Source organism: Thermoactinomyces sp. CICC 10521 (genome assembly GCF_016055135.1).
Classification (GTDB): Bacteria; Bacillota; Bacilli; order Thermoactinomycetales; family Thermoactinomycetaceae; genus Thermoactinomyces_A; species Thermoactinomyces_A daqus.
The window spans coordinates 1-21,297 of the sequence record NZ_JAECVZ010000003.1; the positions used below are offsets into that span (position 1 = coordinate 1).

A 21,297-nucleotide genomic window follows, 5' to 3' on the forward strand; every position below is an offset into this window, starting at 1 on the left:
TAGGTCACATCAGGTTTACTTTATCTGTATATATCCTAGAAATATACAAAACCCCATTCCTTTTCCGAAGAAAAGGGGGGGGTTTGTCATCAATCTCCGGGAAGGAATCATCCTTCCCGTCTATTATTCCATTCCATCTTTAATGGGTGATCCCCTCTTCAGGAATCAATACCGGCCGCTTTTTTCCCCAAGGGGTGCCAACTTGCATGCAGAGATAGGAGAGAACGCAGAAAAAGACCGAAATAATCGTGCTGTGAACCATTTCCGGCACCAGCTTCCCTCCTGTCAAAATGATGATGACACCACTCACCGCCTGCAAGGTAATCAAAATCAGCGCCATGATGCTTGCACGCACCAGGTCTGTTCGCGCCCGATAACTCCGCAGGACCAAGATCATGAACAGGAGAACGAGAATCCAGAGGGAAAACGCCCCAAATCGGTGCAACATCTGAATCCCCGCAAGTGAACTGAGATTGGGAAGATAAAGGCCACCGCAAAACGGGAATGAATACCCACAAGCCATGGTCGCATCGGTATGCCGAACCAATGCCCCGGTATAAACAATGACATACGTATAAGCGGAAAGTGCCCAAACGGCCGTTTTCATCCGCTGTGAAACCGGGGAGACTTTCTTCCCGACTGTTCCCTGCCTGTTCTGGAAGAAGTGGACGGTCAACAGAACCACACTGGCAAAAGTAATGAGAGAAAAACCGAAATGGAGCGCCAGCGCGAAGTTTTTGGAAAAGGTTTCCTCAAACACAACTGTCAACGCTCCCAAGGCACCTTGCAAAACGACAAAAAACAGGCTCATCCCGCTTAAGATTTTCGCCCGCTGATCCTTTTTAAACCGGAACCAGATCCACACCGTCAGCAGCAGGATAAAAAACCCATCAATTCCCGAAATAATCCGGTGACTATATTCAATCACAGTATCGACCGGCATCGACTGCGGGATGAGTTGTCCATGGCAAAAAGGCCAGGAACCGCCGCACCCCCGGCCCGATTCAGTCGCGCTCACGATCGCTCCCATCAATACCATCAAATATGCGCCAATTGACGTGAAAACCGCCAAAATGCGCAGCAAACGTTGTTCGTTCAAGATAACTCCCCCCTAATCAAGAGGCGATTCGCCTCTACCATCTTACCACAGTCTGAACCTGGTCGTTTAATTTTCAGGAAACAGGCACAAACTTCTCACAAAAGGGGAGGATGATGCCTCAATGCCCTGGGAGGGATACCACGGAAAAAGCTGCTTCGCGTTCCATTGCCGCAGCATCATCGAACTTCCCTTCAACTCCTGATCATTTCAAGCTCCGCTGCCGGAGCGTTTTTTAAAAGACGCTTCGGAATCACATCATGGGAGATCAGATCTTCATACGTTTCCCTCTTCACAACCAATTCCGCCTGCCCGTTTTGCACAAACACGACAGCCGGCCGTGGGAAACGGTTATAGTTGCTCGACATGGAGTAGTTATAGGCACCCGTACAGGGAACCGCCAGCAAATCGCCTTGTCTCACCGCAGGAAGAGGCAGATCCCAAATCAACATATCTCCGCTTTCACAGCATTTTCCGGCAATCGAGACCACTTCTTCCGCCTCTTCTAGCGCCCGGTTGGCCAAAAACGCCTCATACTTCGCCTGATATAAAGCCGGACGAGGGTTGTCCGTCATCCCCCCGTCGACAGCCACGTATTTGCGCACCCCGGGAACTTCTTTCACCGTGCCCAGCGTATACAGCGTCGTTCCCGCCGTTCCTACAATCGCCCTGCCCGGTTCAATCCAGATCTCCGGCAGGAAGGGGAGACCGGCAAATTGCTTTTTCATCGCGTCCGCAATTATGTTTACATACCGTTCGACCGGTTGGGGATGGTCATTCTCATCATAGCGGATGCCAAACCCGCCGCCCATATTGAGCACTTTCGTTTCAAAGCCAAACTGTCCGTAGCTGTCCTTGCACAACCCGGCCATCTTTTCGGCTGCCAGTTCAAATGCTTCCGTCTCAAAGATTTGTGAACCGATATGGCAATGAAACCCTTCCAGACAGAGATGTCCAGCCTCTTCCGCCATCCGAACACCTTGGAGGGCCTGGCCGCTTTCCAGATCGAATCCGAACTTGGAATCGGCCTGACCCGTTTGGATATACGCATGTGTATGCGCCTCCACTCCCGGGCTCACCCGGAGAATGACGCGGGCCACTTTGCCCTTGTGCGCGGCAATGGCCTCCAGCATCTCCAATTCAGTGAAATTGTCTGCCACAAAGAGTCGAATCCCGGCGTCCAGCGCCAGTTCGATCTCTGCCGGGGATTTATTGTTTCCATGGAAATAGATTCTCTCTGCCGGCATTCCGGCCCGCAGTGCGGTAAACAATTCTCCTCCCGAGACGACGTCGAGCAGCAATCCCTCTTCATCGACCAGCCGGCACATGGCAAGTGTGTTGAAAGCTTTGCTCGCATATGCGACCCGAAAGGGAATCATCGTCTCTTTTGCCGCTTTGACGAAATTACGCATCCGGCTGCGAATCCAGGCCTCGTCCATCACGTAAAGCGGCGTGCCAAACCGTTTGGCCAGTTCCACCGCATCGCAGCCGCCGATTTCCAAATGCCCAGCTTCATTGATTCTGCTTGTTCCGTGCAGGTACATGCTACCGACTCCTTAATTTATGTTTATCCACTACTATACGACAAATTGAAGCAGAAATAAACAGAAACTTTTTGCCGCTTTAATTAATTAAAGAGCCGGTAAGAATGCCGATACAGACCGGTTCCTTCGCTTATGGACGGGACGGGGTCTTCGGAGCGCGCCGATAGTGATCCAGAATCAGTTGCACCGCCTTGGTGGTAACCGGAGCCCCCAGTTCCACGCCGTCCTTGCGTCCCATCTTCCCTATATCCCCGATTCCCACAACAAAGGGAACGGCAACTTCATTCAACACTTCAACCGTATCGCCGAAAATCCTGAGAGGGTGGCGGTATTGGGGCCGGCCGAATTTATCCACGCTGTTCGCTGTGAGTTGTCCCCAGCGGTTCACCGTGACATGGACAGGGGTTCCTTTGCTGTTTTTGCAGTTTGAAGCTACGGCGATCGCCCCCAGCACTTCAATGTCCGGATGTGTCGCCACATATTTCAGCGCCTGTTCGCCCACCCCTTCTCTTGCCAAACCGCAATCATCAAACATGACCAATACAGGATCATTCGCAGCCTGTTTAATCAATTCCACCAGTTCCGGGCCGCTCAAATGGCTCGGATTTCCCGCCGACAATGAAATGCAGCGGCCTCCGACCCGCCGTGCCGCCACCTCCAGGCTTGTCTTGGCTGCCTGATCTCCGTCCGTCACCAGGATTACTTGCCTTCTTTCCATAATATCAACCTTTGGGTTTAAAGATCACAGCCGTTAAAAAACCAAAGATAATCGCTGCGGAGATCCCGGCGCTGGTGATCTCAAAAATGCCTGACAATACCCCGATAAGTCCGTGCTTTTTTGCTTCCATCAATGCCCCGTGCACCAGCGCGTTGCCAAAACTTGTGATCGGGACAGTGGCCCCGGCCCCGGCAAATTGAATCAAAGGCTCATATAAACCCAAGCCATCCAATACCGCTCCTGCCACCACAAGCAAACTCAGAGCATGAGCCGGCGTCATATTTGTTCCGTCAATCAACAGCTGCCCGACGACACAGATCAATCCGCCGACGAGAAAAGCCGCCCAAAATGAACCCATTAGCAATTCACATCCTTTCATTTAAAACTCAAAAAACAGCCATTCAAACAAAGAACCAGCCACTTTCCCCATCGTCATGGCCATAATCAGGTAAACGAGGTGCACCTGCATCTTCAGCCGTTTGGCCATAATGGGAATCACATTGACCACCTCGGTCAAGGCGGCAGCCAGCATACCGATGAAGATCCCCATAAACACCCCCACCACACCTGCAATTACGCGTGGCAAGGAAAAAGAATAGTCGCGAAAATCCACCCAGGTAAAAAAAACGACGCCGAACACAATCGCATACTCGTACAGCATAATCTTACGGAACGTCCGCGTCATTTGAACGAGCCGCGGAACAATATCCAACACGGTGATAAAGGCGACGAAACCTCCGCCGACGGCAATTCCGCCGGACAGGCCAATCACCATCAGAATCAAATCAATCAGGATTTGCATGGGTCGTTCGCCCCATTTTTTGTTTTTCATCATGGATAATGTATTGTTCCATTGCTTCCTGATACAAAAACACTTCCAGTTCCATCGGACTGGGTTCTTCATTGAAACGGCGTTTGAACAAGCGGTTAAAAAACAGAATCATGCCTGCCCCGATGCCGATCGAATAGGGAATTTGCAAAAGCAACGGATGTTTGTCATGAATTCCTGTCAACATATAATAGATCCGGGCGTGCACCTCTTTCATGCTCACATCGGCATGGAAGTTCATGATCGCCAGTCCGGAACCGATAAACAGAATGAGCATCACAATTGCCACCGGCAACCGTTTCGGCATCGGATCCGGGGTTTTGATCTCGATCAGGGTTTGTGTCGGCCCTATGTGCCACACATCCAGCTCCGGTTGCCTCTCTTTGATCAAACGCATGATGTGAACAGCATCAACCAAAGCGTAATTTCCATTCTTCAATGAAGCCGTATGAACAGGCAGGTTTCCCAGATACCGGTATGGTTCATCCGCCACCAATTGACAGATATCCTTTAACCGGATGACTTGCTCCGGATCAACTTCGATCTTTTTCCTCAATCTCACATATACAGTCGGCTTCACGGGAAACCTCCTTTCCACCAAGGATGATCCTTTAATAGTATGCTTCTTTTTGACAAGAATATAAAAAAGCACCGTTCTCGGCGCTTTCATTGACTTCTGTGAAAATATGCGTTTCCCTGACCTTCCCGTGCATTTTCCACACGTTCTCATGTTTCTCTGCTCAGATCAAGTTCTTCCCGCATCCGGGCGATGATCTTCTTCTCCAGACGGGAAACCTGAACCTGGGAGATTCCAAGCCTCTCGGCCACCTCCGATTGGGTTTGGTCCTTGAAAAAGCGCAGGTAGACAATGAGCTGTTCCCTTTCGGACAAACGGTGAATGGCCTCTTTAATGGCCAGCTTGTCAAACCATGACGTAACCGGTTCATCGGCAATCTGATCCATCAGCGTAATCGGGTCGCCGTCATTTTCATAAACCGTTTCATGAATAGAGGCCGGAGCGCGATTCGCTTCCTGCGCGAAGACGATCTCTTCCGGCTCCACCCCGATTTCCGCGGCAATTTCCTGGATGGTCGGAAGCCGGTTCAGCTTCTTGGAAAGCTCATCTTTCGCCTTGCGCACTTTATTGGCCATCTCCTTGAGCGAACGGCTCACTTTCACCATCCCGTCATCGCGTAAAAAACGCTGAATCTCACCGATAATCATTGGGACGGCATACGTGGAAAATTTCACATCATAGCTCAGGTCAAATTTATCGACGGCTTTCAGCAAACCGATACAGCCGATTTGGAAGAGATCCTCGGCCTCGTAGCCGCGATTCAGAAAACGCTGGACAACGGACCACACCAGACGGATGTTGTGGCTGATCAGACGGTTTCTCGACTCCATGTCCCCTTTTTGACTGTCGAGGATCAGTTGTTTCACTTCATCGTCAGAGAGATGGCTCAACTTATGGTTGCGAATGTCTGCTTCCATGGACATCCCTCAATTCGCCAACGACTTTTGCCGGCTTTTCAGATATTTAACCATATGAACCGTCGTGCCGTGTCCCGGCTTGGAATGGATGATCACTTCATCCATAAAATTTTCCATGATGGTGAAACCCATCCCTGACCGCTCCAGCTCAGGCTTGGAAGTATAAAGGGGCTGCCTGGCCAAATTGACATCGGAAATCCCCACACCTTGATCGGAAATGGTAATGCTGACGCGCTCCCCATCGATTTCCGTGCGGATGCAGATGATTCCATCCCGCTCTTCATACCCGTGAATCACGGCATTTGTGACCGCTTCGGATACCACCGTCTTGATATCGGTCAATTCCTCCACCGTCGGGTCCAATTGCGAAACAAAGGATGCCACGGCCACGCGGGCAAATGCTTCATTTTCCGATCGACTGGAAAACTTAAGCTCCATCACGTTTTTTCCCGACTCTTTCATGACGCCACCCCACAAGCGAGAATCGCGCTATGTTCATCTTCGTATGTAGGTACAATCTTGAATAATCCCGACATTTCCATCAGGCGGTGCACGGACGGTTGAATCGAGCAGAGCAACATTTTCCCTCCCAGTTGCGATACTTTTTTATAACGGCCGAGAATCACCCCGAGACCGGAGCTGTCCATAAAATCGAGATCGGCCAAATTGAGCACCAGATGGGAAATCGACTCCTGTGCCAATTCGCGCTCGATGGTATTTCGCACTTTTTCCGCCGAATGATGGTCCAATTCTCCCTGAAGCCGGACAATCAACACACTTTTAAAATGCTTTACTTGAATATTCAGGCTCATAACCGTACTCCTCTCTCTGTTTTAATCCCCTATTTCTACACCCTTCTTTGCTCTTCCTCCCCGGCAGAAAATAACAAAAAAATCGAGGATCTCCGACATCAAACGGAACTCCCCGATCCGCGTTGTTAATCTTGTTCCCTGATATTGCCCGGCAGATAGAATACGTCTTTCAATACTTGTTTCAGCGAGGACCAAAGATTCGCCTTTTGTACATCGACCGCACTGACCAGTTCCAATTCCGCCTCTACCTTCCCGTCCTTGAGAAATTGGACTTTTCCCAGAACGTCTCCTTTGGAAATGGGAGCCTTTAATTTTCTCCATTCCCATTTTTGCTGATAGTCGCTGATCTTTTCTCCCTTTTCCATCAACAGGCTGAACGGCTGGTTGGCGCGGATGCGAACCACTCCCGGGTCTCCTTTTTCGATCGCTTTTTCGGCAATGACAGCTCCTTTTTTATACAACAAGTGACTTGTATAGCGGTTGAAAGCATAGTCCAGCATATCCGAGACTTCCTTGTTGCGCGTTTTTGCATCCGGTTCGCCCATCACTACGGCGATGACGCGAAGATGTTTCCGCTGGGCGGTTGCCGACAGGCAAAATCTCGCCTCGGAGGTAAATCCTGTTTTCAGCCCGTCGAGTCCGGGATAAAAACGAACCAATTTATTGGTGTTTACCAGCCAGAACGGTTTTTTGCTGTTTTGTCTGAGGTAATCCTGATAAACCCCGGTATACTGGGTAATGCGCGGATGTTTCAACAATTCGCGCGAGATGATCGCGATGTCATAAGCGGAGGAATAATGATTGTCTGCCGGCAGGCCGTTCGAGTTTTGAAAATGGGTATTTTTCAACCCCAATTCACTCGCTCTTTTATTCATCATCGCGACAAAATTTTCTTCCGTCCCGCCGATATATTCAGCCAAAGCGACTGAAGCATCATTTGCCGAAGCGATCGCCACTCCTTTTAACAGATCATGCACACTCATCTGTTCGCCCGGTTCCAGGAAGATTTGCGTTCCGCCCATGGAGGCGGCGTATTCGCTCACCCGAACCTGGTCCTTCAGGGATATCTTTCCTTCATCCACCGCTTCCATCACCAACAACATCGTCATCAATTTCGTGATGCTGGCAGGGGGCAACGGTTTGTGGCTATTCTTCTCAAACAGCACCTTACCCGTGGATGCATCGATCAACACCGCAGATAAGCTGTTTGGCGCCAGATCCGTTTCCGCCCCTTCGGCAAAGGCGGTCGTATGCGCAAACATCAATGGCAATGTTACACTGATGGACAAGATGAACCTGCTGAACTTTTTCAGCATTCCACATTCCCTCCTATGCAGCAGTGTTCTTAGTGTGAGCAGGCGTTTGGAAAATTATTCCCAAAAAATATCCCAAGTCTTTTTGGATAACCCGGGGACGGAAAAAAGCCTTCCCCACTCGGCAGGGAAGGCCTTTTTCTGATTGAGATTATTTGACTTTCGACAGTTCGACCCATGCTTCTGAGTCATTTCGGTTTGCCTTTTTCACAACAAGTTTTACTCCGTTGTAAGGCAAAATTTTTCCTCCGTCGGGGTTGTACGGGCTGCTGTAATCATTCCCGTCAAAAAATACGGGCACACCCGGCAGGGAATCGTATTTCATGTATGAATCCGGATACGTAATATCAATTGGCACCGTCGGCTTCCAGCCAAATGCGGCATCCGCCAGCTGGTAGCGAGTCGAGCCGACCGTTCCGTCGTTCCAATAAAATCCGAACTGATGGGCGTCGACAAGTCCGAGGAAGCCTTCGCCCGGATGGAGTCCGGTCATGTTGTCATCTCCCCAACGCCCGTCGTAATACCAGACGAGCATTCCGGGATTATAAACCAGGAAGCTGTTGTTGCGGCGGATATGGGCCAATCCCTGATCCACACCGTTGTGGTTCCGCCATTCCACAAGATAATAGTTCGGGAATGGGATTTTGGAACCGTCAAACACTTTAAACCCGTCCAAGGTAAATTGCGGCGTGCCTTCGGCATCATCGTGGAACAGCGTTTGGCCGTTGTCCGACACGTCGATATTATCCACATAGAATCCTTCTTTGGCCAGACCGATGTCCGTCACATACTCAAACGTCAATTGAATCTTTTTGCCGGCAAAAGGGGTCAGATCAATTTGGTCATTCACCCATTTTCCATCGGTTGAATCGGTGTATTCCTTGACTGTGACTGGCTGGTCCGCACCATCTGCTTTCACCTTCAGATACAGGTAATCATAATTTGCCTCAATATCTCTCCAGGAATCAAAGGAAAGTTTGGGTGATTTGGCATTGGTCAGGTCAATCACCGGAGAAGTCATACTGGTATCAAGCGAATTTCCTTTGGTGGAGAAATACGATTTTTTGCCCAGCGGCTGGGTTGGCGGATCGACCAGACGATCAGGCAGGTCGATTTTCAGCATTTTTCCGCGCTTGGTATTCGCCACGGCTTCTTTCAGGGGGAATGTCCGGTGACCGTGGAAATTCTTAAAGTCAATCACGGTCGGAACCGGCCAGTTGCCACCGTAGGTTTCATGGAAGAACAGTTTGTCGTAAGGGCTGAACCCCGTCGGCTCCGTTCCGGGAACCTTGCCCGCCCAACTGCCGTAAGACATGATGGACCAGGCTTCCACAGGAGAGCCCGAACCGGTGTAACCCGTGTCGTATTCATCGGGCAAACCCAGGTTATGGCCGTATTCGTGGGCAAAAACACCTGCTGCCCCGTCTTCGGGTTGAATGATGTAATCATACGCTTTTAGTTTTGTTCCGGGGATTGGTACAGGTGCCTGTCCGATCACCGAACGGTGGGACCAGATCGCATCGGGGCCCAACTGACCGCCGCCCGCTTCTTCACCCATGCCGGAGTGGACGATCATGAGGTTGTCCAGCAAACCATCTGGTTCCATTACATTTCCGTCACCGTCGAGGTCGTAGGGATCACGTTGATCGTACTCTGACTCATGGCCGGCAATCAGCTTGCCCACTTCCGTCAGTGTTTCCTTGACCAGATCCCGCGGACGGGCGTCGTTATCTTCGTAATCCCCGACTTTTATGTGTTCCCCGTAGTATGCGGCATTGTGCTGCGCTTCAATCCACGGGGTGATCTTCCCGGAAATCGACCAGTAGCCTGCCGACTGTTGCTGGTAATACTGGGTGAAAGAAATCAGTTTCTTGCCATCGTCCGTGGTATAGCCGTCTTTGCTGAAGAGCAGTTTTTGATAATGCTCAGGGCTGAAATCCTTGGTCCAGAGGGATGTGCCGTCATCGTTCGGCGGAATCTGATTATGTTTGAGATCCGGAAACTCGATCAGAGCGACCACGGCATTATCGGAAAAATGATTCTTACCTGTCTTTTTCGTCGACTCCTCTTTGAATCCGGCAACTTTCTTGTCCATTTTCTTCTGGAAAGCTCTTCTGTTTTTGAACGCCCGCTTACCAAAAGAAGATGACGTATCGATTCCGTCTGTTTTGCTGAACGGGGTCTTTCCACGAGAAACATAGTTTTGAACCGCTTTTTCAATTTCCTCCGGCGAAGCGTCTTTGCTTAATTTCCCGCGATCCTTGAGCGACTTGATCAATGCTTCTTCATTGACAACGGCCCAATCCGTGTCAGCATTGCTCCGTTTCAGCCCGGACGAAGGTTCGGACGACTGGGCAAAACCCACCATCGGCGCTGTCGTCATCGTCCCGAGGATCAGGGATGAACAGAGCAGGGCGATGACTGACTTATTGAACTTCATACCGCTCCCCCTTCTCTAAACAAATAGAAAAGACAATACAATTATAAATGAATTTAGTATTTTTTCAATATATATTTTTTAGACCTGTTAATAAGCCCCATACTGTATGTATTCATGGAAGGATTTTGGGAAGCCGGCAGGGACTCAATCCCCGACAGGCTCCTGTAAACAAACTGATCCGTTTATATCCTGCTGCTTTTCTCCTTCCATTTCCGCTCTGCCTCTTTTCCCATCTTTTTCAACAGGTCAATCAGCTTTTCCTTTTCTGCCGGAGTAAGTCCGCTGACGGCTTCGTGCAGATTTTCCGCATGCTTTGGGGCGATTTCCTCTATGGTCCTTCTCCCTTTCTCCGTCAGTTTTGCATAGATGACGCGGCGGTCGGTCTGGCAAGGTTCCCGAATCACCAATCCAGCTGCCACCATTTTATCAACGACATAGGTGACTCCCCCGCTGACCAGAAGCAGGCGGCTCCCGATTTCATTCAGCTTCTGCGGCCCTTTATGGTATAAAAGTTCCAATACGGCGAATTCCGTCGGGTTAAAGCCAAACTTTTTGCAAGAACCGAAGGAATGGGTGGAAACACTTGAATAGGAACGCGCCAAAACACGCAATAAATGCATAGATTGTTCAATTTCTCCGTTCTTGATCAAGACCACATCCTTTAAAACGAGTTGTTGTAATTTGACAAAACATAGCCGCAAATTATATAATTATCACAAAATTTATTATATCAAATTTGAAATAATAGTCAATGAAGGAGCGAATCGCATGAAAATATTAATATTCAGCGGCAGTCCCCGCAAAAACTCCAATTCGCAGAAAGTGGCCGAGACCGCCTTCCATTTTTTTAAATCCAGAGGCATCGATGTGCTGTTGTATGATTTGAGCGCTCACGTACTGCCCATATTCAACGGAGAAGAAGAGACCTTTGCCCATCCGGAAGTAAAGCATCTGCAAAAAATCGCGGAGCAGGCGGACGGCTTTTTCTTTTGCACACCCGAATATCACAACGGGATCAGCGGCGCCTTAAAAAACGCGCTTGATTTTTTGAACCGAAGCCATTTTGATCAAAAGCCGGTTTCGCTCACGGCGATCAGCGGCGGGGGCAAAGGGGGAATTAACGCCCTCAATAATCTGCGCCTGGTGATTCGCGGCGTCGGGGGACTGGTGCTGCCGGGCCAATGCGTCGTGGATAAAACCGATCTTGACGACACGGGTGCTGTTCATGAAGCCGTCAAGGAACGCTTGGCATCAGTCACAGAAGAATTGATCCACTATACTGCCTTGTTACAAAAAAAGCAATCGACTGCAACTGATTGAAAAGGCTTACATTATATACTGAAACCTCTTTTCGTCCAAATTCGGGGATGAAAAGAATCGGATGAGGATCAAAGTCCCTCTTCTTCCTTCGTTTCCAATGACCTGGCCTGGTGCCCTGCTTCCGGCAAACGTTAAGAAAAAGCCACAAGGAGCGATCTCCCCCCCTTGTGGCCGAAACCATTAAAATTAAAGCGCTTTCATTTTTATGGGAGATAAAATTTTTCAGTCATATTCGCAGTAAAAGCCGACCCGTCCGGCGCCGTATATACCTTCATGCTTTTGTTCACTTTTCGCATCAGGAGCGGCAGTTGATGATGCAGAATGCGAGTGGATAATTGCTTGGCAAGATAAAGGCCGAATGATTCCGTCGACGATCCGCGCAAACGCAGGGAGGTTCCCTGAAGCAGGGATGGTTCCCTTTTCAACAGTTCAATCGCCAGTTCATGGCCGTCCAGCGCAGCTTCTCCCCCCGATTGTCTTGCTGCCTCCAGGATCTTCAATACTTTTTCCTCCAGACCCAACTCTACCCAGTAATCCATGGAGATCCCTCCTTTGCCTCTGCTGCACGGGCTGAATTTTCAAAAAACGACTTCGAGTCAGGCAGGCAAATTTGTTCCCTTTATGTATATTTCGGCAAATCTTCCTTCTTCCCTCTTTTGCCTTTTTTAACGGGAAAAAAGCATAGTGATTGCTAAAAATAATTGCATTTTTTCTCATAAAAAAATCCAGCCCTCTTCAGAGGGCCGGATTTATCTTTATTTACAGCGGGATGACGCCATCTTCCGTTACAATCGAACGAATTAATTTCGGAGCCGAAACCGGAGTGGTACCGATCGGGATCGCCTGGCGCATCCGCTGCTTCACCTCCTCCAGCGCTTCGGTTCTGTTTACATAAAGGGAAGCCAGCGGTTCTCCCTTTTGTACGCTGTCTCCGACTTTTTTATGCAACAGGATGCCCACTGCATGGTCGATTTGATCTTCTTTTGTGGCCCGTCCTGCCCCCAATTTCATGGCACAAAGCCCTACTTCTTCAGCATGAATTGTCTGGACAATCCCATCCTGCTCCGCTTCGAGCGGAATGATTTTCCCGGGCTGCGGCAACGTCTCCGGTTGATCAATTTGTACCGGATCCCCGTGTTGGCCGACGATAAATTCTTTCAGTTTGGCCAGGGCTTTTCCGCTGCGGATCAGTTCTTCCAGCGTTTGCCGGGCGGCTTTGCTATCAGGGTATTCACCCGAGAGAACCAGCATCTGCGTTCCCAGCACCAAGCAAAGCTCGGTCAAGTCGGCCGGTCCGTTCCCTTTCAACGTATCAATCGCTTCTTTTACCTCGACGGCATTTCCGACGGCGTACCCAAGCGGCTGGCTCATGTCACTGACAACCGCGATCGTCTTGCGTCCTACATGTTTGCCGATCGCCACCATCGCCTGGGCCAGGCGGACAGCATCTGCTTCATCTTTCATGAAAGCGCCTTCCCCTGTTTTTACATCCAGCACGATCGCATCGGCACCGGCTGCGATCTTTTTGCTCATAATAGAGCTGGCGATCAGCGGAATTGAATCGACTGTTGCAGTGACATCGCGCAAAGCATACAGCTTCTTGTCAGCCGGTGTCAAATTGGCTGTCTGTCCCATCACCGCCACTTTGTTGCGATTGACGAGCTCGACGAACTCTGACGTGGCCAATTCGGTTGAAAAACCGCGAATCGATTCCAGTTTGTCAATGGTACCGCCTGTATGTCCCAGGCCCCGGCCGGAAAGTTTGGCCACCGGAACCCCGGCAGCAGCCACCAGCGGTGCCAATACCAATGTCGTCGTATCACCGACACCGCCCGTGCTGTGTTTATCCACCTTGATGCCTTGGATTGCGGAAAGATCGACCTGGTCGCCGGATTCCACCATCGCCATCGTCAGATCGGCGGTTTCTTTTTCAGTCATGCCTTGGTAAAACACGGCCATCGCCCAGGCCGACATCTGGTAGTCGGGAATCCTTCCGGAGGTATAACCTTGGATCAACTCCCGAATTTCATTGGTTTCCAACGTTTTTCCATCTCTTTTTTTGCGAATGATTTCCACGGTACTCATCTTTTGATCCCTCGTCCATCCTTCGTTAATCACGCCTGACGCGTTGCTGACAACTTCGGCGGGAAAGCATTCCCTTCCTTATTACAATCGATCGAGAATCCCTTTGACCAGGCCAATAAATTTTTCCTTGACCCGTTCGGCCGTTTCCATGACCTCCTCGTGGCTGAGAGGCTGGGGCAGAATTCCGGCGGCCATGTTGGAAATGCAGGAAATTCCCAGCACGCGAATCCCGGCATGCCGTGCAACAATCACTTCCGGCACGGTTGACATGCCTACCGCATCTCCACCAAGCGTCCGGATCATGCGAATCTCGGCCGGAGTTTCATAAGAAGGGCCCAAAACGGCGGCATAAACCCCTTCCCGCAGGGAAAAACCTTGTTCTCTTGCCACTTGCTTCGCCAAATCGCGCAATTCCGGATCATATGCGGTTGACATATCCGGGAAGCGCAGCCCCAGTTCCGGATCATTCGGGCCAACCAGCGGATTTTTAAACATGAGATTGATATGATCCTTAATCACCATTAAATCACCGGGATCATATGATTCGTTTACACCTCCGGCAGCGTTGGTAACCAGGATCGTTCCAACCCCCAATTCTTTCATAACCCGAATGGGGAACGACACCTTTTCCGGCTCATGCCCTTCATAGAGATGAAAGCGGCCGGCCATCACAACAACGGGCTTTTCATTCAAAACGCCGATAATCAGCTTGCCGGCATGTCCCTCCACGGTGGAAACCGGAAAGTGCGGAATGTTTTCATAATCGATGGAAACAGCGTTCTGAATCTCTTCCGCGATCACTCCCAAACCCGAACCAAGAATTAAACCGACAGCAGGTTGAATCGAGATTTTGCCTTGAATAAATTCGGCGGCCTCTTTGATATGTACACGAGAGTAACGCATGATCGTGTTCCTCCTCTTTTCTCTGTATCCGTTTATTGCAGCTTGGTGGTATTGCCCCCTGACCGCCCCTTATCTCATTTCCAATGGCCGGTCAGAAGGGCCTCACTCCGCTTACGAGTTTGTGAAGGCTTTCATCCTCAGGTTACGCGAGTTGACGTGACCGTCGTTATTCCAGTTCATTCAAAAAGCTCCGGCCGATCGGCGGTGCCTGGACGGCAAAATTGTGGGCAATGGTCGCCCCGACATCGGCGAAGGTTTCCCTCACTCCCAGGGATTTTCCGACATCAGCCAGTTTTTTTCCGTAAACCAGGAGCGGTGTGTATTCCCGTGTATGGTCCGTCCCATGATGAGTGGGGTCATTTCCGTGATCAGCTGTAATAATCAGCAAATCATCTTCGCGCAACGCAGCCAATATTTCCGGTAGACGCCCATCAAATTCTTCAAGTGCTGCCGCATACCCTTCCGGATCACGGCGATGTCCGTACTTGGCGTCAAAATCGACAAGATTGACAAAGGCCAGCCCGTCAAAATCTTTTTCCAACGTACGGAGCAATTGATCGACGCCATCCATATTCGATTTGGTATGTATGGCCTCGGTTACACCTTCCCCTGCATAGATATCGGAAATTTTTCCGATAGCAATCACATTTTTGCCGGCGTCCTTGAGATAGTTGAGAACCGTCGGAGCCGGCGGTTTTACCGAATAGTCACGCCGGTTTGCCGTCCGCGTAAAATTGCCCGGTTCCCCGACAAACGGACGGGCAATGACGCGGATCACCGAGTAGCGGTCATCCAGTGTCAGCTCCCGTGCAATCTCGCAAATCCGATACAATTCATCAAGCGGAACCACTTCTTCATGTGCGGCGATTTGGAAAACGCTGTCAGCCGACGTATAGACGATAAGCGCGCCGGTTTTCATATGTTCCTCGCCCAACTCCTTGATGATTTCAGTGCCGGAAGCGGGCTTATTTCCAAGTACTTTACGGCCTGTCCGCTCTTCAAAAGTCTTGATCAGCTCTTCGGGAAATCCGTTCGGGTAAGTTTTGAAAGGTTTGTCCGTATAAATGCCCATAAATTCCCAATGGCCTGTTGTCGTATCTTTCCCCTTTGAGATTTCAGCCATTTTGGCATAATAGGCGGCCGGCTTTTCCACCGGATTCACCCCTTGGATCGGAGCGATATTGCCAAGCCCCATTTTTGCCAAATTGGGCAGATGAAGACCTTTTTTGTAATCAGCTATATGTCCGAGCGTATTGGCCCCCTCATCGTCAAAGGCAGCTGCATCGGGCAAAGCGCCGATTCCGACACTGTCAAGAACGATCAGCGCGATTCGAGAAAAACGATTCATTCCATTCACTCCTTCATACCTGCACTGAAAAAAAAGAACCGACGACGCTTTTTGCTCACATCGTCTCGGCCTTATCAGTGAGTTGGAAGCAAAGCTCCCTTTCATAGTTTGTCACTGATCGACAAAAAGTGCAACATTTTCCGAACGTTTCATTCCCCGATCCAATAAAATTCTAGCAATCGCTCTTTCACTTCCTCCAGAAAGGATGAAGGACTGCTTCTGTCGGCATAAGCAAACACTTTGACTGCCCCGCCCGCCGGTTGTTTATACATAAAATCCGGCTTGAAGAGAGGAGTCAAAAAAGAAATCAACTGGTACAACAACAAAGTGAACAGGATGAACAACAGGATGAATTGACACCAATCTTTCAGCTTGCGAAGCGAGATTACCATAAAGATCGTCCTTTCCTCATATTGGTATAACCTATGGAAAAGGACGATCTTTTATGAGAAAATCTCCGGGGCATTTAAACCACTTGGCGCCCCATTATCTCATTCAGCGATACATACGGCAAGTTCAGACTCTCTGCAACGGCCTGGTATGTAACCTGCCCTTTGTACACATTGACTCCCCGGGCTAACGGGCGGTTTTCGGAAATAGCCTTTTCCAGGCCTTTGCTGGCGATTTGCACGGCATACGGAATCGTCACATTGGTCAAGGCAAAAGTAGATGTCCGGGGAACGGCGCCCGGCATGTTCGCAACAGCGTAGTGAACGACTCCGTATTTGACATAAGTCGGATCGCTGTGAGTGGTGACATGGTCAATCGTTTCGATCGAACCGCCCTGGTCGATTGCCACATCGACGATGACTGCCCCTTCCTGCATTTCTTTCACCATCTCCTCGGTGACCAGATGCGGGGCCCGGCGTCCGGGAATCAGTACCGCACCAATCAGCAGATCCGCCTGTTTCACCATTTCGGCAATATTATAGCGATTGGACATGAGTGTGTGCAATCGGCCGGCAAACAAATCATCCAGCTGGCGCAAACGGTCGGCATTAATGTCGAGGATGGTAACATTGGCTCCCATTCCCAAGGCGATTTTGGCAGCATTTGTTCCCACTGTTCCCCCGCCGATAATGACAACATTTCCCGGAACAACCCCCGGAACACCACCGAGAAGAACTCCACGCCCTCCTTGAGGCTTTTCCAGAAATCTGGCACCGATCTGCACCGACATCCGCCCGGCCACTTCGCTCATCGGGGTGAGCAGCGGAAGCGAACCGTTGTCCAATTGCACGGTTTCATAGGCGATAGCGGCCACATTTTTATCCATCAGCGCCCTCGTCAGTTCCGGTTCGGGAGCGAGATGGAGATAGGTGAACAAAATCAGATCCTCACGGAAGTATTCATACTCTTCGGGTTGCGGTTCCTTGACTTTTAAGATCATCTCCGCGTTGTTCCATGTGTCCGAAGCAGATGGTGCGATCTTGGCCCCGTGTTCTGCAAATTCCTCATCTTTGAAACCGCTTCCTTCTCCGGCGCCTTTTTCGATGATCACCTCATGACCAGCCTGTACCAGGGCATCAACGCCCCCCGGGGTGATGGCCACACGATATTCATTGTTCTTCACTTCTTTGGGCACACCAATTCTCATCAAACTTCCCCTCCTTCTGTTGCTGAATTATTTATTTCTAGGATGCAACAGCTCACCTTTTTTAAACAAAAACGTGAGATCTTTTTTTCCAAGATCTCACGTTACCTTTGAACCAACAAGCTTTTTTGGATCGGAAACCTTCCCTTTACAACGATGACAAATTCCGTGAAATGTTAACCGGTGATCAATGATCTGAAAATCATATTCTTTTTCAACCTGTACTTCAATCGGTTCCAACAAGTCTTCCATGATTTCATCAACTGACCCGCAATTGAGACAGATGAGGTGATGGTGATGGTGTTCCGCCCCTTCCGCCCGAAATTCATAGCGGGTTACGCCATCGCCAAAGTTCAGTTTATGAATGATTTGCAATTCACTGAGGAGCTCCAACGTCCTGTAAACCGTCGCTAATCCGATTTCCGGTGCTTTTTCTTTAACCAACAGGTAAACATCCTCCGCGCTTAAATGATCCTCCTCATTTTCCAGAAGGACGCGGACAGTCGCTTCCCGTTGGGGGGTTAATTTATAATTATGGGCGGATAATTGTTGTTTAATTTGATTTACCCGTTTTTCCACAGAGACACCCCCCTGCCTATCTGACTCCATTATATTGGAGAGCAACAAGGGAAGTCAAACCAATCAAGAAAAAATATCAGATGAGAATCATTTTAAAAATATCACAAATCCATTTCAGTATTTAGTTAGTTAAGTGTAGGGATTAATTCTTTCATGATCTGCGGCGAAAGAAATGCTTCAAATAGCGAAGAAATCATCAGAACCGCTGCCATTCCGGTCACCAGAATGCAAAAGGAAACAAATTGCGGATAGATCCGGCCGCGATGGTGAATCAGGCGATTGCGCACCAAATCTTTCGAAAAGTTGATCCCGGCGACGGTTACGATGATCAATGCCGGAATAATCAGCAGATTTTGCGGCACGACGGAGACAAAGGCAAACCACAATCCCTGCCAGGACAGTTGATTTACCAAAAAACCGACGGTAAAGCCGATTACCAGTCCCTTGATGAAGATAAAAATCAACAAAAGCGGAATCCCGATTACCGAGAGGCCCAAAATCCACATCAATCCGATTGTTTTCAGATGATCACCCGCCGAATGTTGCAAAGCGATGGAGGAATCGGCAATCGAATCCTGTTTCAGGCCCTGAAAAAAATACCCCAGATAATGAAGCAAGCCTTCTTTTTGAGTTGGGTCAAGGGCATTGACAATCAGGGAACCGAAAATGACTCCCATCATAAACAAAACAGTGACAAACAGATAGAGCGATTTTTGCTGTTTAACATGAAGCCCGATGGTAGACCCGAGTTGATTTTTCCTCTTCATTTCGCGATCCTCCTTATCCTGTCACTCTACTCTATGACAGCACAAGGAGAAATATACAGCCCGGCATTCCTAGATTTACAGATTCTTGCCGAAACGGGTTTTCGCCGGCTGATTTTCTTTTTTGGCTTCATTTTCGGAAACTTCCGCGACTCCTCCCTCTCCCAGCCAGCTGTCAATCACCCAGCCATCTTTGGAAACGATCTTTTCCGCCTTGGTTTCATCGGCCCGAATTGTCAATTTGCGCGCTTTTAATCCCAATATGCCGCGGGCGGGACCAATCCAAAAAAGGATGGCCAATCCCAAAATGATAATGGAGATGATCAGGTTACGCAAATTCCGCAAGTCTGAAAAGTTGAGAATTTGATAAATAAAAAATCCGATCAAGGAAAAATAGCAAACAAAAAATAAAACCCAACAGCTTTTATAAATCAAAAGAAAAGAAGCGATTCGCCGACGCCGCAGCATAAAAATGGCAAACTTGCAGAGGATGATCAGGCCGATACTAACCAGCACCGCGATCAATAGCCACTCGAGCACAAATTCCTGAGAGGAAAAAGGGAAGATCATGAAATCACTCCATTGCAAAAGTAAACTCCAACTCCGATGTGATCATGGTATTTTCGCTGCCTTTTTCTTGCATAGGCAGAATTCTGCTACTCTTATCATATCAAAATAAGCGGATCAATTTCGATTTATGTTAATCTATTTTCATCATGCTGGCAATTCCATGGTCTTGTGACAAAACGGCCCGCCAGCAAAAGACAATGAATCTGTAGTCAGCTTGTGTTGACAAAACACAGGAATCCGTCATGCCCTGGTTCTTCTCAAAATTATTAAAAGAATAGATCCATTATCCTGTTTTATTTCGATTCTCGTTATTTTTGATATACTAATATAAGATTTTCAGCTTGATATAACAGAGGTGTACCCATTGGCAAAAGAACGATTTCGAACAATTGGTTTCATCGCATTTCTTGTCATCGTATGGGGCCTGTGCTGGCCTATTTATAAAATGACCTTACAATATACCCCGCCGATTCTTTTTGCCGGAATGAGGACCCTTTTGGGCGGGATCGGTCTCTCCATCCTGGCTCTGTCCCGATACCGGCAAATTCAATTCCGCACCCATTGGAAAGTCTACCTGGTGTCTGCTCTGTTCAACGCGGTTCTTTTCTATGGAATCCAAACCGTCGGGTTAAAGTATTTACCCTCGGGCCTGTTTTCGGTCATTGTCTATCTGCAACCGGTGCTGGTCGGATTTCTCGCATGGTATTGGCTTCGCGAATCGCTTAACCTGTTCAAGGTAACCGGTTTGATTTTAGGCGTGATCGGAGTGGGGGTCGTAAGCTGGGACGGGATGGCCGGTCATTTGTCGGCAACCGGAATCATTCTGGCGTTGATCACTGCTATCAGCTGGGCGATCGGCACTGTATATATGAAAAAAGAAGGAACAAATGTGGACACCCTCTGGCTGGTCTCCCTCCAATGCGTCATCGGCGGCGCCGTCATGACAGTTGCCGGTCTGGCCGTTGAAGATGCAGGGCAAATTGTATGGAACCTGCCTTATGTCTCGGGGCTGTTATTTGGCGCTTTCCTCGGAATCGCGGCTGCCTGGGTTGTTTACTTCAAACTGGTGAGAACCGGAGAAGCCAGCCGCATTGCTTCCTATACTTTTTTCGTCCCTCTCCTCTCCGTCTGGTTTGGCGCCATCTTCCTGAAGGAGCCGCTGTCGTTCCATTTGGCGCTGGGCCTTCTCTTTATCATTTTGAGCATTCTCCTGGTAAACCGCAAAGAAAAAAGGAAAAAACCGCTTCCTTCCGCCTAGCCTTCAGGGGATAATCCTTAAGCCGTTTGAAAAGGGATTATCCCTTTTCATTCTCTGTCCATTGCCAAGCTTTTCCCAACACCAGCCCATATGCCCTTTCCGCCGCGCATGCCAACCCTCCGCAAGCACAATTGTCCACATTATTCCACATCCTTTACCGCTTAAGGGGAAGCCTTTTTTTCGTTTGCCAGATGAATAATTTCTCTGAAAAAAACGACATTATATAGATGAAAAAGGAGGGATTCCCTGTTGGAGCAAAAATATCTTTTCGGTTACTTCCGAACCATGGAAGCGGCCAAACAAGCTGCACAGGCTTTGAAAGAAAATGGCTTCGAGGCTTATATCGACCGTTTTTCCCCTCTTGGCGGAGGAAATTTGCATGATCGGGACGATGATTTGAAAAATCCCTTTACTGACCCGACCATGTCGCTGCAGGCGAGCACGCTGGGCGGTGACCGCTCGGACCGGGATATTTTAAAAGCTGTCCATCCCGATGCCAGCGGCCTGTCCGGCGGGCAACCCTTTGATTCAATGGAAGATGTTTGCGTCACCGTTTTTACGGAGCCGGAACGATCGGCGCAAGCGCAACAAATCCTGGAACAGTTTGGCGCCCGTGACTAACAGAAAAGG

The 21,297-nt window shown here is 49.3% G+C and carries 24 protein-coding genes; 3 read left to right on the forward strand and 21 right to left on the reverse strand.

Translation table 11 applies throughout. From position 1 onward, the window contains the following. Positions 1-139: 139 nt before the first annotated feature. The 12 genes from I8U17_RS03215 to I8U17_RS03270 all read right to left on the reverse strand — a co-directional run bounded on the left by I8U17_RS03215 (position 140) and on the right by I8U17_RS03270 (position 10,896). Entirely contained in the window at positions 140-1,099 is a 960-nt protein-coding gene (locus I8U17_RS03215) for a COX15/CtaA family protein (protein ID WP_198059031.1), read from the reverse strand. Positions 1,100-1,290: 191 nt separating this feature from the next. Beyond that, the gene (lysA, locus tag I8U17_RS03220; protein WP_033101470.1) at positions 1,291-2,640 is read right to left on the reverse strand and encodes a diaminopimelate decarboxylase; all 1,350 of its coding nucleotides are present in this window, start codon (positions 2,638-2,640) and stop codon (positions 1,291-1,293) included. A gap of 130 nt (positions 2,641-2,770) precedes the next feature. Then, positions 2,771-3,358, reverse strand: coding sequence for a stage V sporulation protein SpoVABEA (gene spoVAEA / locus I8U17_RS03225; RefSeq protein WP_081943913.1), 588 nt, complete (start codon positions 3,356-3,358; stop codon positions 2,771-2,773). Positions 3,359-3,362: 4 nt separating this feature from the next. After that, positions 3,363-3,716, reverse strand: coding sequence for a stage V sporulation protein AE (spoVAE, locus tag I8U17_RS03230; protein WP_033101471.1), 354 nt, complete (start codon positions 3,714-3,716; stop codon positions 3,363-3,365). 21 nt (positions 3,717-3,737) lie between these two features. Next, on the reverse strand, positions 3,738-4,160 hold the full coding sequence (locus I8U17_RS03235) for a stage V sporulation protein AB (protein ID WP_198054954.1): 423 nt from the start codon (positions 4,158-4,160) through the stop codon (positions 3,738-3,740). Next, the gene (locus I8U17_RS03240) at positions 4,144-4,767 is read right to left on the reverse strand and encodes a stage V sporulation protein AA (RefSeq protein WP_033101473.1); all 624 of its coding nucleotides are present in this window, start codon (positions 4,765-4,767) and stop codon (positions 4,144-4,146) included. Before I8U17_RS03240 ends, I8U17_RS03235 begins: the two co-directional genes overlap by 17 nt. A 146-nt stretch (positions 4,768-4,913) precedes the next feature. Beyond that, complete coding sequence (gene sigF / locus I8U17_RS03245) at positions 4,914-5,681, reverse strand: RNA polymerase sporulation sigma factor SigF (protein WP_033101499.1); 768 nt, start codon at positions 5,679-5,681, stop codon at positions 4,914-4,916. 9 nt (positions 5,682-5,690) lie between these two features. After that, the gene (spoIIAB, locus tag I8U17_RS03250; protein ID WP_033101474.1) at positions 5,691-6,143 is read right to left on the reverse strand and encodes an anti-sigma F factor; all 453 of its coding nucleotides are present in this window, start codon (positions 6,141-6,143) and stop codon (positions 5,691-5,693) included. Then, positions 6,140-6,493: an anti-sigma F factor antagonist gene (gene spoIIAA, locus I8U17_RS03255; protein WP_033101475.1), complete on the reverse strand. Its 354-nt coding sequence runs from the start codon at positions 6,491-6,493 to the stop codon at positions 6,140-6,142. The genes spoIIAB and spoIIAA overlap by 4 nt, the downstream gene beginning before the upstream one ends. A gap of 125 nt (positions 6,494-6,618) precedes the next feature. After that, positions 6,619-7,809: a D-alanyl-D-alanine carboxypeptidase family protein gene (locus tag I8U17_RS03260; protein ID WP_033101476.1), complete on the reverse strand. Its 1,191-nt coding sequence runs from the start codon at positions 7,807-7,809 to the stop codon at positions 6,619-6,621. A gap of 148 nt (positions 7,810-7,957) precedes the next feature. Continuing rightward, the gene (locus I8U17_RS03265) at positions 7,958-10,246 is read right to left on the reverse strand and encodes an immune inhibitor A domain-containing protein (protein WP_198054956.1); all 2,289 of its coding nucleotides are present in this window, start codon (positions 10,244-10,246) and stop codon (positions 7,958-7,960) included. Between the two features lie 182 nt (positions 10,247-10,428). Next, positions 10,429-10,896, reverse strand: coding sequence for a MarR family winged helix-turn-helix transcriptional regulator (locus I8U17_RS03270; RefSeq protein ID WP_033101477.1), 468 nt, complete (start codon positions 10,894-10,896; stop codon positions 10,429-10,431). A 118-nt stretch (positions 10,897-11,014) separates the two neighbouring features. Between I8U17_RS03270 and I8U17_RS03275 the strand changes: the two genes are divergently transcribed. Beyond that, positions 11,015-11,566: an NADPH-dependent FMN reductase gene (locus I8U17_RS03275; protein WP_033101478.1), complete on the forward strand. Its 552-nt coding sequence runs from the start codon at positions 11,015-11,017 to the stop codon at positions 11,564-11,566. Positions 11,567-11,769: 203 nt separating this feature from the next. Here the strand turns inward: I8U17_RS03275 and I8U17_RS03280 are convergent, their stop codons facing one another. The 9 genes from I8U17_RS03280 to I8U17_RS03320 all read right to left on the reverse strand — a co-directional run bounded on the left by I8U17_RS03280 (position 11,770) and on the right by I8U17_RS03320 (position 19,409). After that, the gene (locus tag I8U17_RS03280; RefSeq protein ID WP_033101479.1) at positions 11,770-12,105 is read right to left on the reverse strand and encodes a hypothetical protein; all 336 of its coding nucleotides are present in this window, start codon (positions 12,103-12,105) and stop codon (positions 11,770-11,772) included. 220 nt (positions 12,106-12,325) lie between these two features. Next, on the reverse strand, positions 12,326-13,651 hold the full coding sequence (locus tag I8U17_RS03285; protein WP_033101834.1) for a pyrimidine-nucleoside phosphorylase: 1,326 nt from the start codon (positions 13,649-13,651) through the stop codon (positions 12,326-12,328). A gap of 81 nt (positions 13,652-13,732) precedes the next feature. Beyond that, complete coding sequence (locus I8U17_RS03290; protein WP_033101835.1) at positions 13,733-14,554, reverse strand: purine-nucleoside phosphorylase; 822 nt, start codon at positions 14,552-14,554, stop codon at positions 13,733-13,735. A 166-nt stretch (positions 14,555-14,720) separates the two neighbouring features. Continuing rightward, positions 14,721-15,902, reverse strand: a complete 1,182-nt coding sequence (deoB, locus tag I8U17_RS03295) for a phosphopentomutase (RefSeq protein WP_198054957.1) — start codon at positions 15,900-15,902, stop codon at positions 14,721-14,723. A gap of 149 nt (positions 15,903-16,051) precedes the next feature. Further along, entirely contained in the window at positions 16,052-16,294 is a 243-nt protein-coding gene (locus I8U17_RS03300; RefSeq protein WP_033101837.1) for a DUF4227 family protein, read from the reverse strand. Positions 16,295-16,368: 74 nt separating this feature from the next. Beyond that, positions 16,369-17,499 (reverse strand): alanine dehydrogenase, encoded by a 1,131-nt coding sequence (gene ald / locus I8U17_RS03305; RefSeq protein WP_033101838.1) that lies wholly within the window; start codon positions 17,497-17,499, stop codon positions 16,369-16,371. 96 nt (positions 17,500-17,595) lie between these two features. Continuing rightward, the gene (gene fur, locus I8U17_RS03310; protein ID WP_033101839.1) at positions 17,596-18,075 is read right to left on the reverse strand and encodes a ferric iron uptake transcriptional regulator; all 480 of its coding nucleotides are present in this window, start codon (positions 18,073-18,075) and stop codon (positions 17,596-17,598) included. A gap of 125 nt (positions 18,076-18,200) precedes the next feature. Then, positions 18,201-18,842 carry a stage II sporulation protein M gene (gene spoIIM / locus I8U17_RS03315; protein WP_198054958.1) on the reverse strand — a complete coding sequence of 214 codons (642 nt, stop codon included), beginning with the start codon at positions 18,840-18,842 and terminating at the stop codon, positions 18,201-18,203. 75 nt (positions 18,843-18,917) lie between these two features. Further along, complete coding sequence (locus tag I8U17_RS03320; protein ID WP_033101841.1) at positions 18,918-19,409, reverse strand: hypothetical protein; 492 nt, start codon at positions 19,407-19,409, stop codon at positions 18,918-18,920. 364 nt (positions 19,410-19,773) lie between these two features. Between I8U17_RS03320 and I8U17_RS03325 the strand changes: the two genes are divergently transcribed. Both I8U17_RS03325 and I8U17_RS03330 read left to right on the forward strand, forming a co-directional pair. Then, on the forward strand, positions 19,774-20,667 hold the full coding sequence (locus I8U17_RS03325) for a DMT family transporter (protein ID WP_033101842.1): 894 nt from the start codon (positions 19,774-19,776) through the stop codon (positions 20,665-20,667). A 249-nt stretch (positions 20,668-20,916) separates the two neighbouring features. Beyond that, positions 20,917-21,288 carry a hypothetical protein gene (locus I8U17_RS03330; protein WP_052154363.1) on the forward strand — a complete coding sequence of 124 codons (372 nt, stop codon included), beginning with the start codon at positions 20,917-20,919 and terminating at the stop codon, positions 21,286-21,288. Positions 21,289-21,297 lie beyond the last annotated feature (9 nt).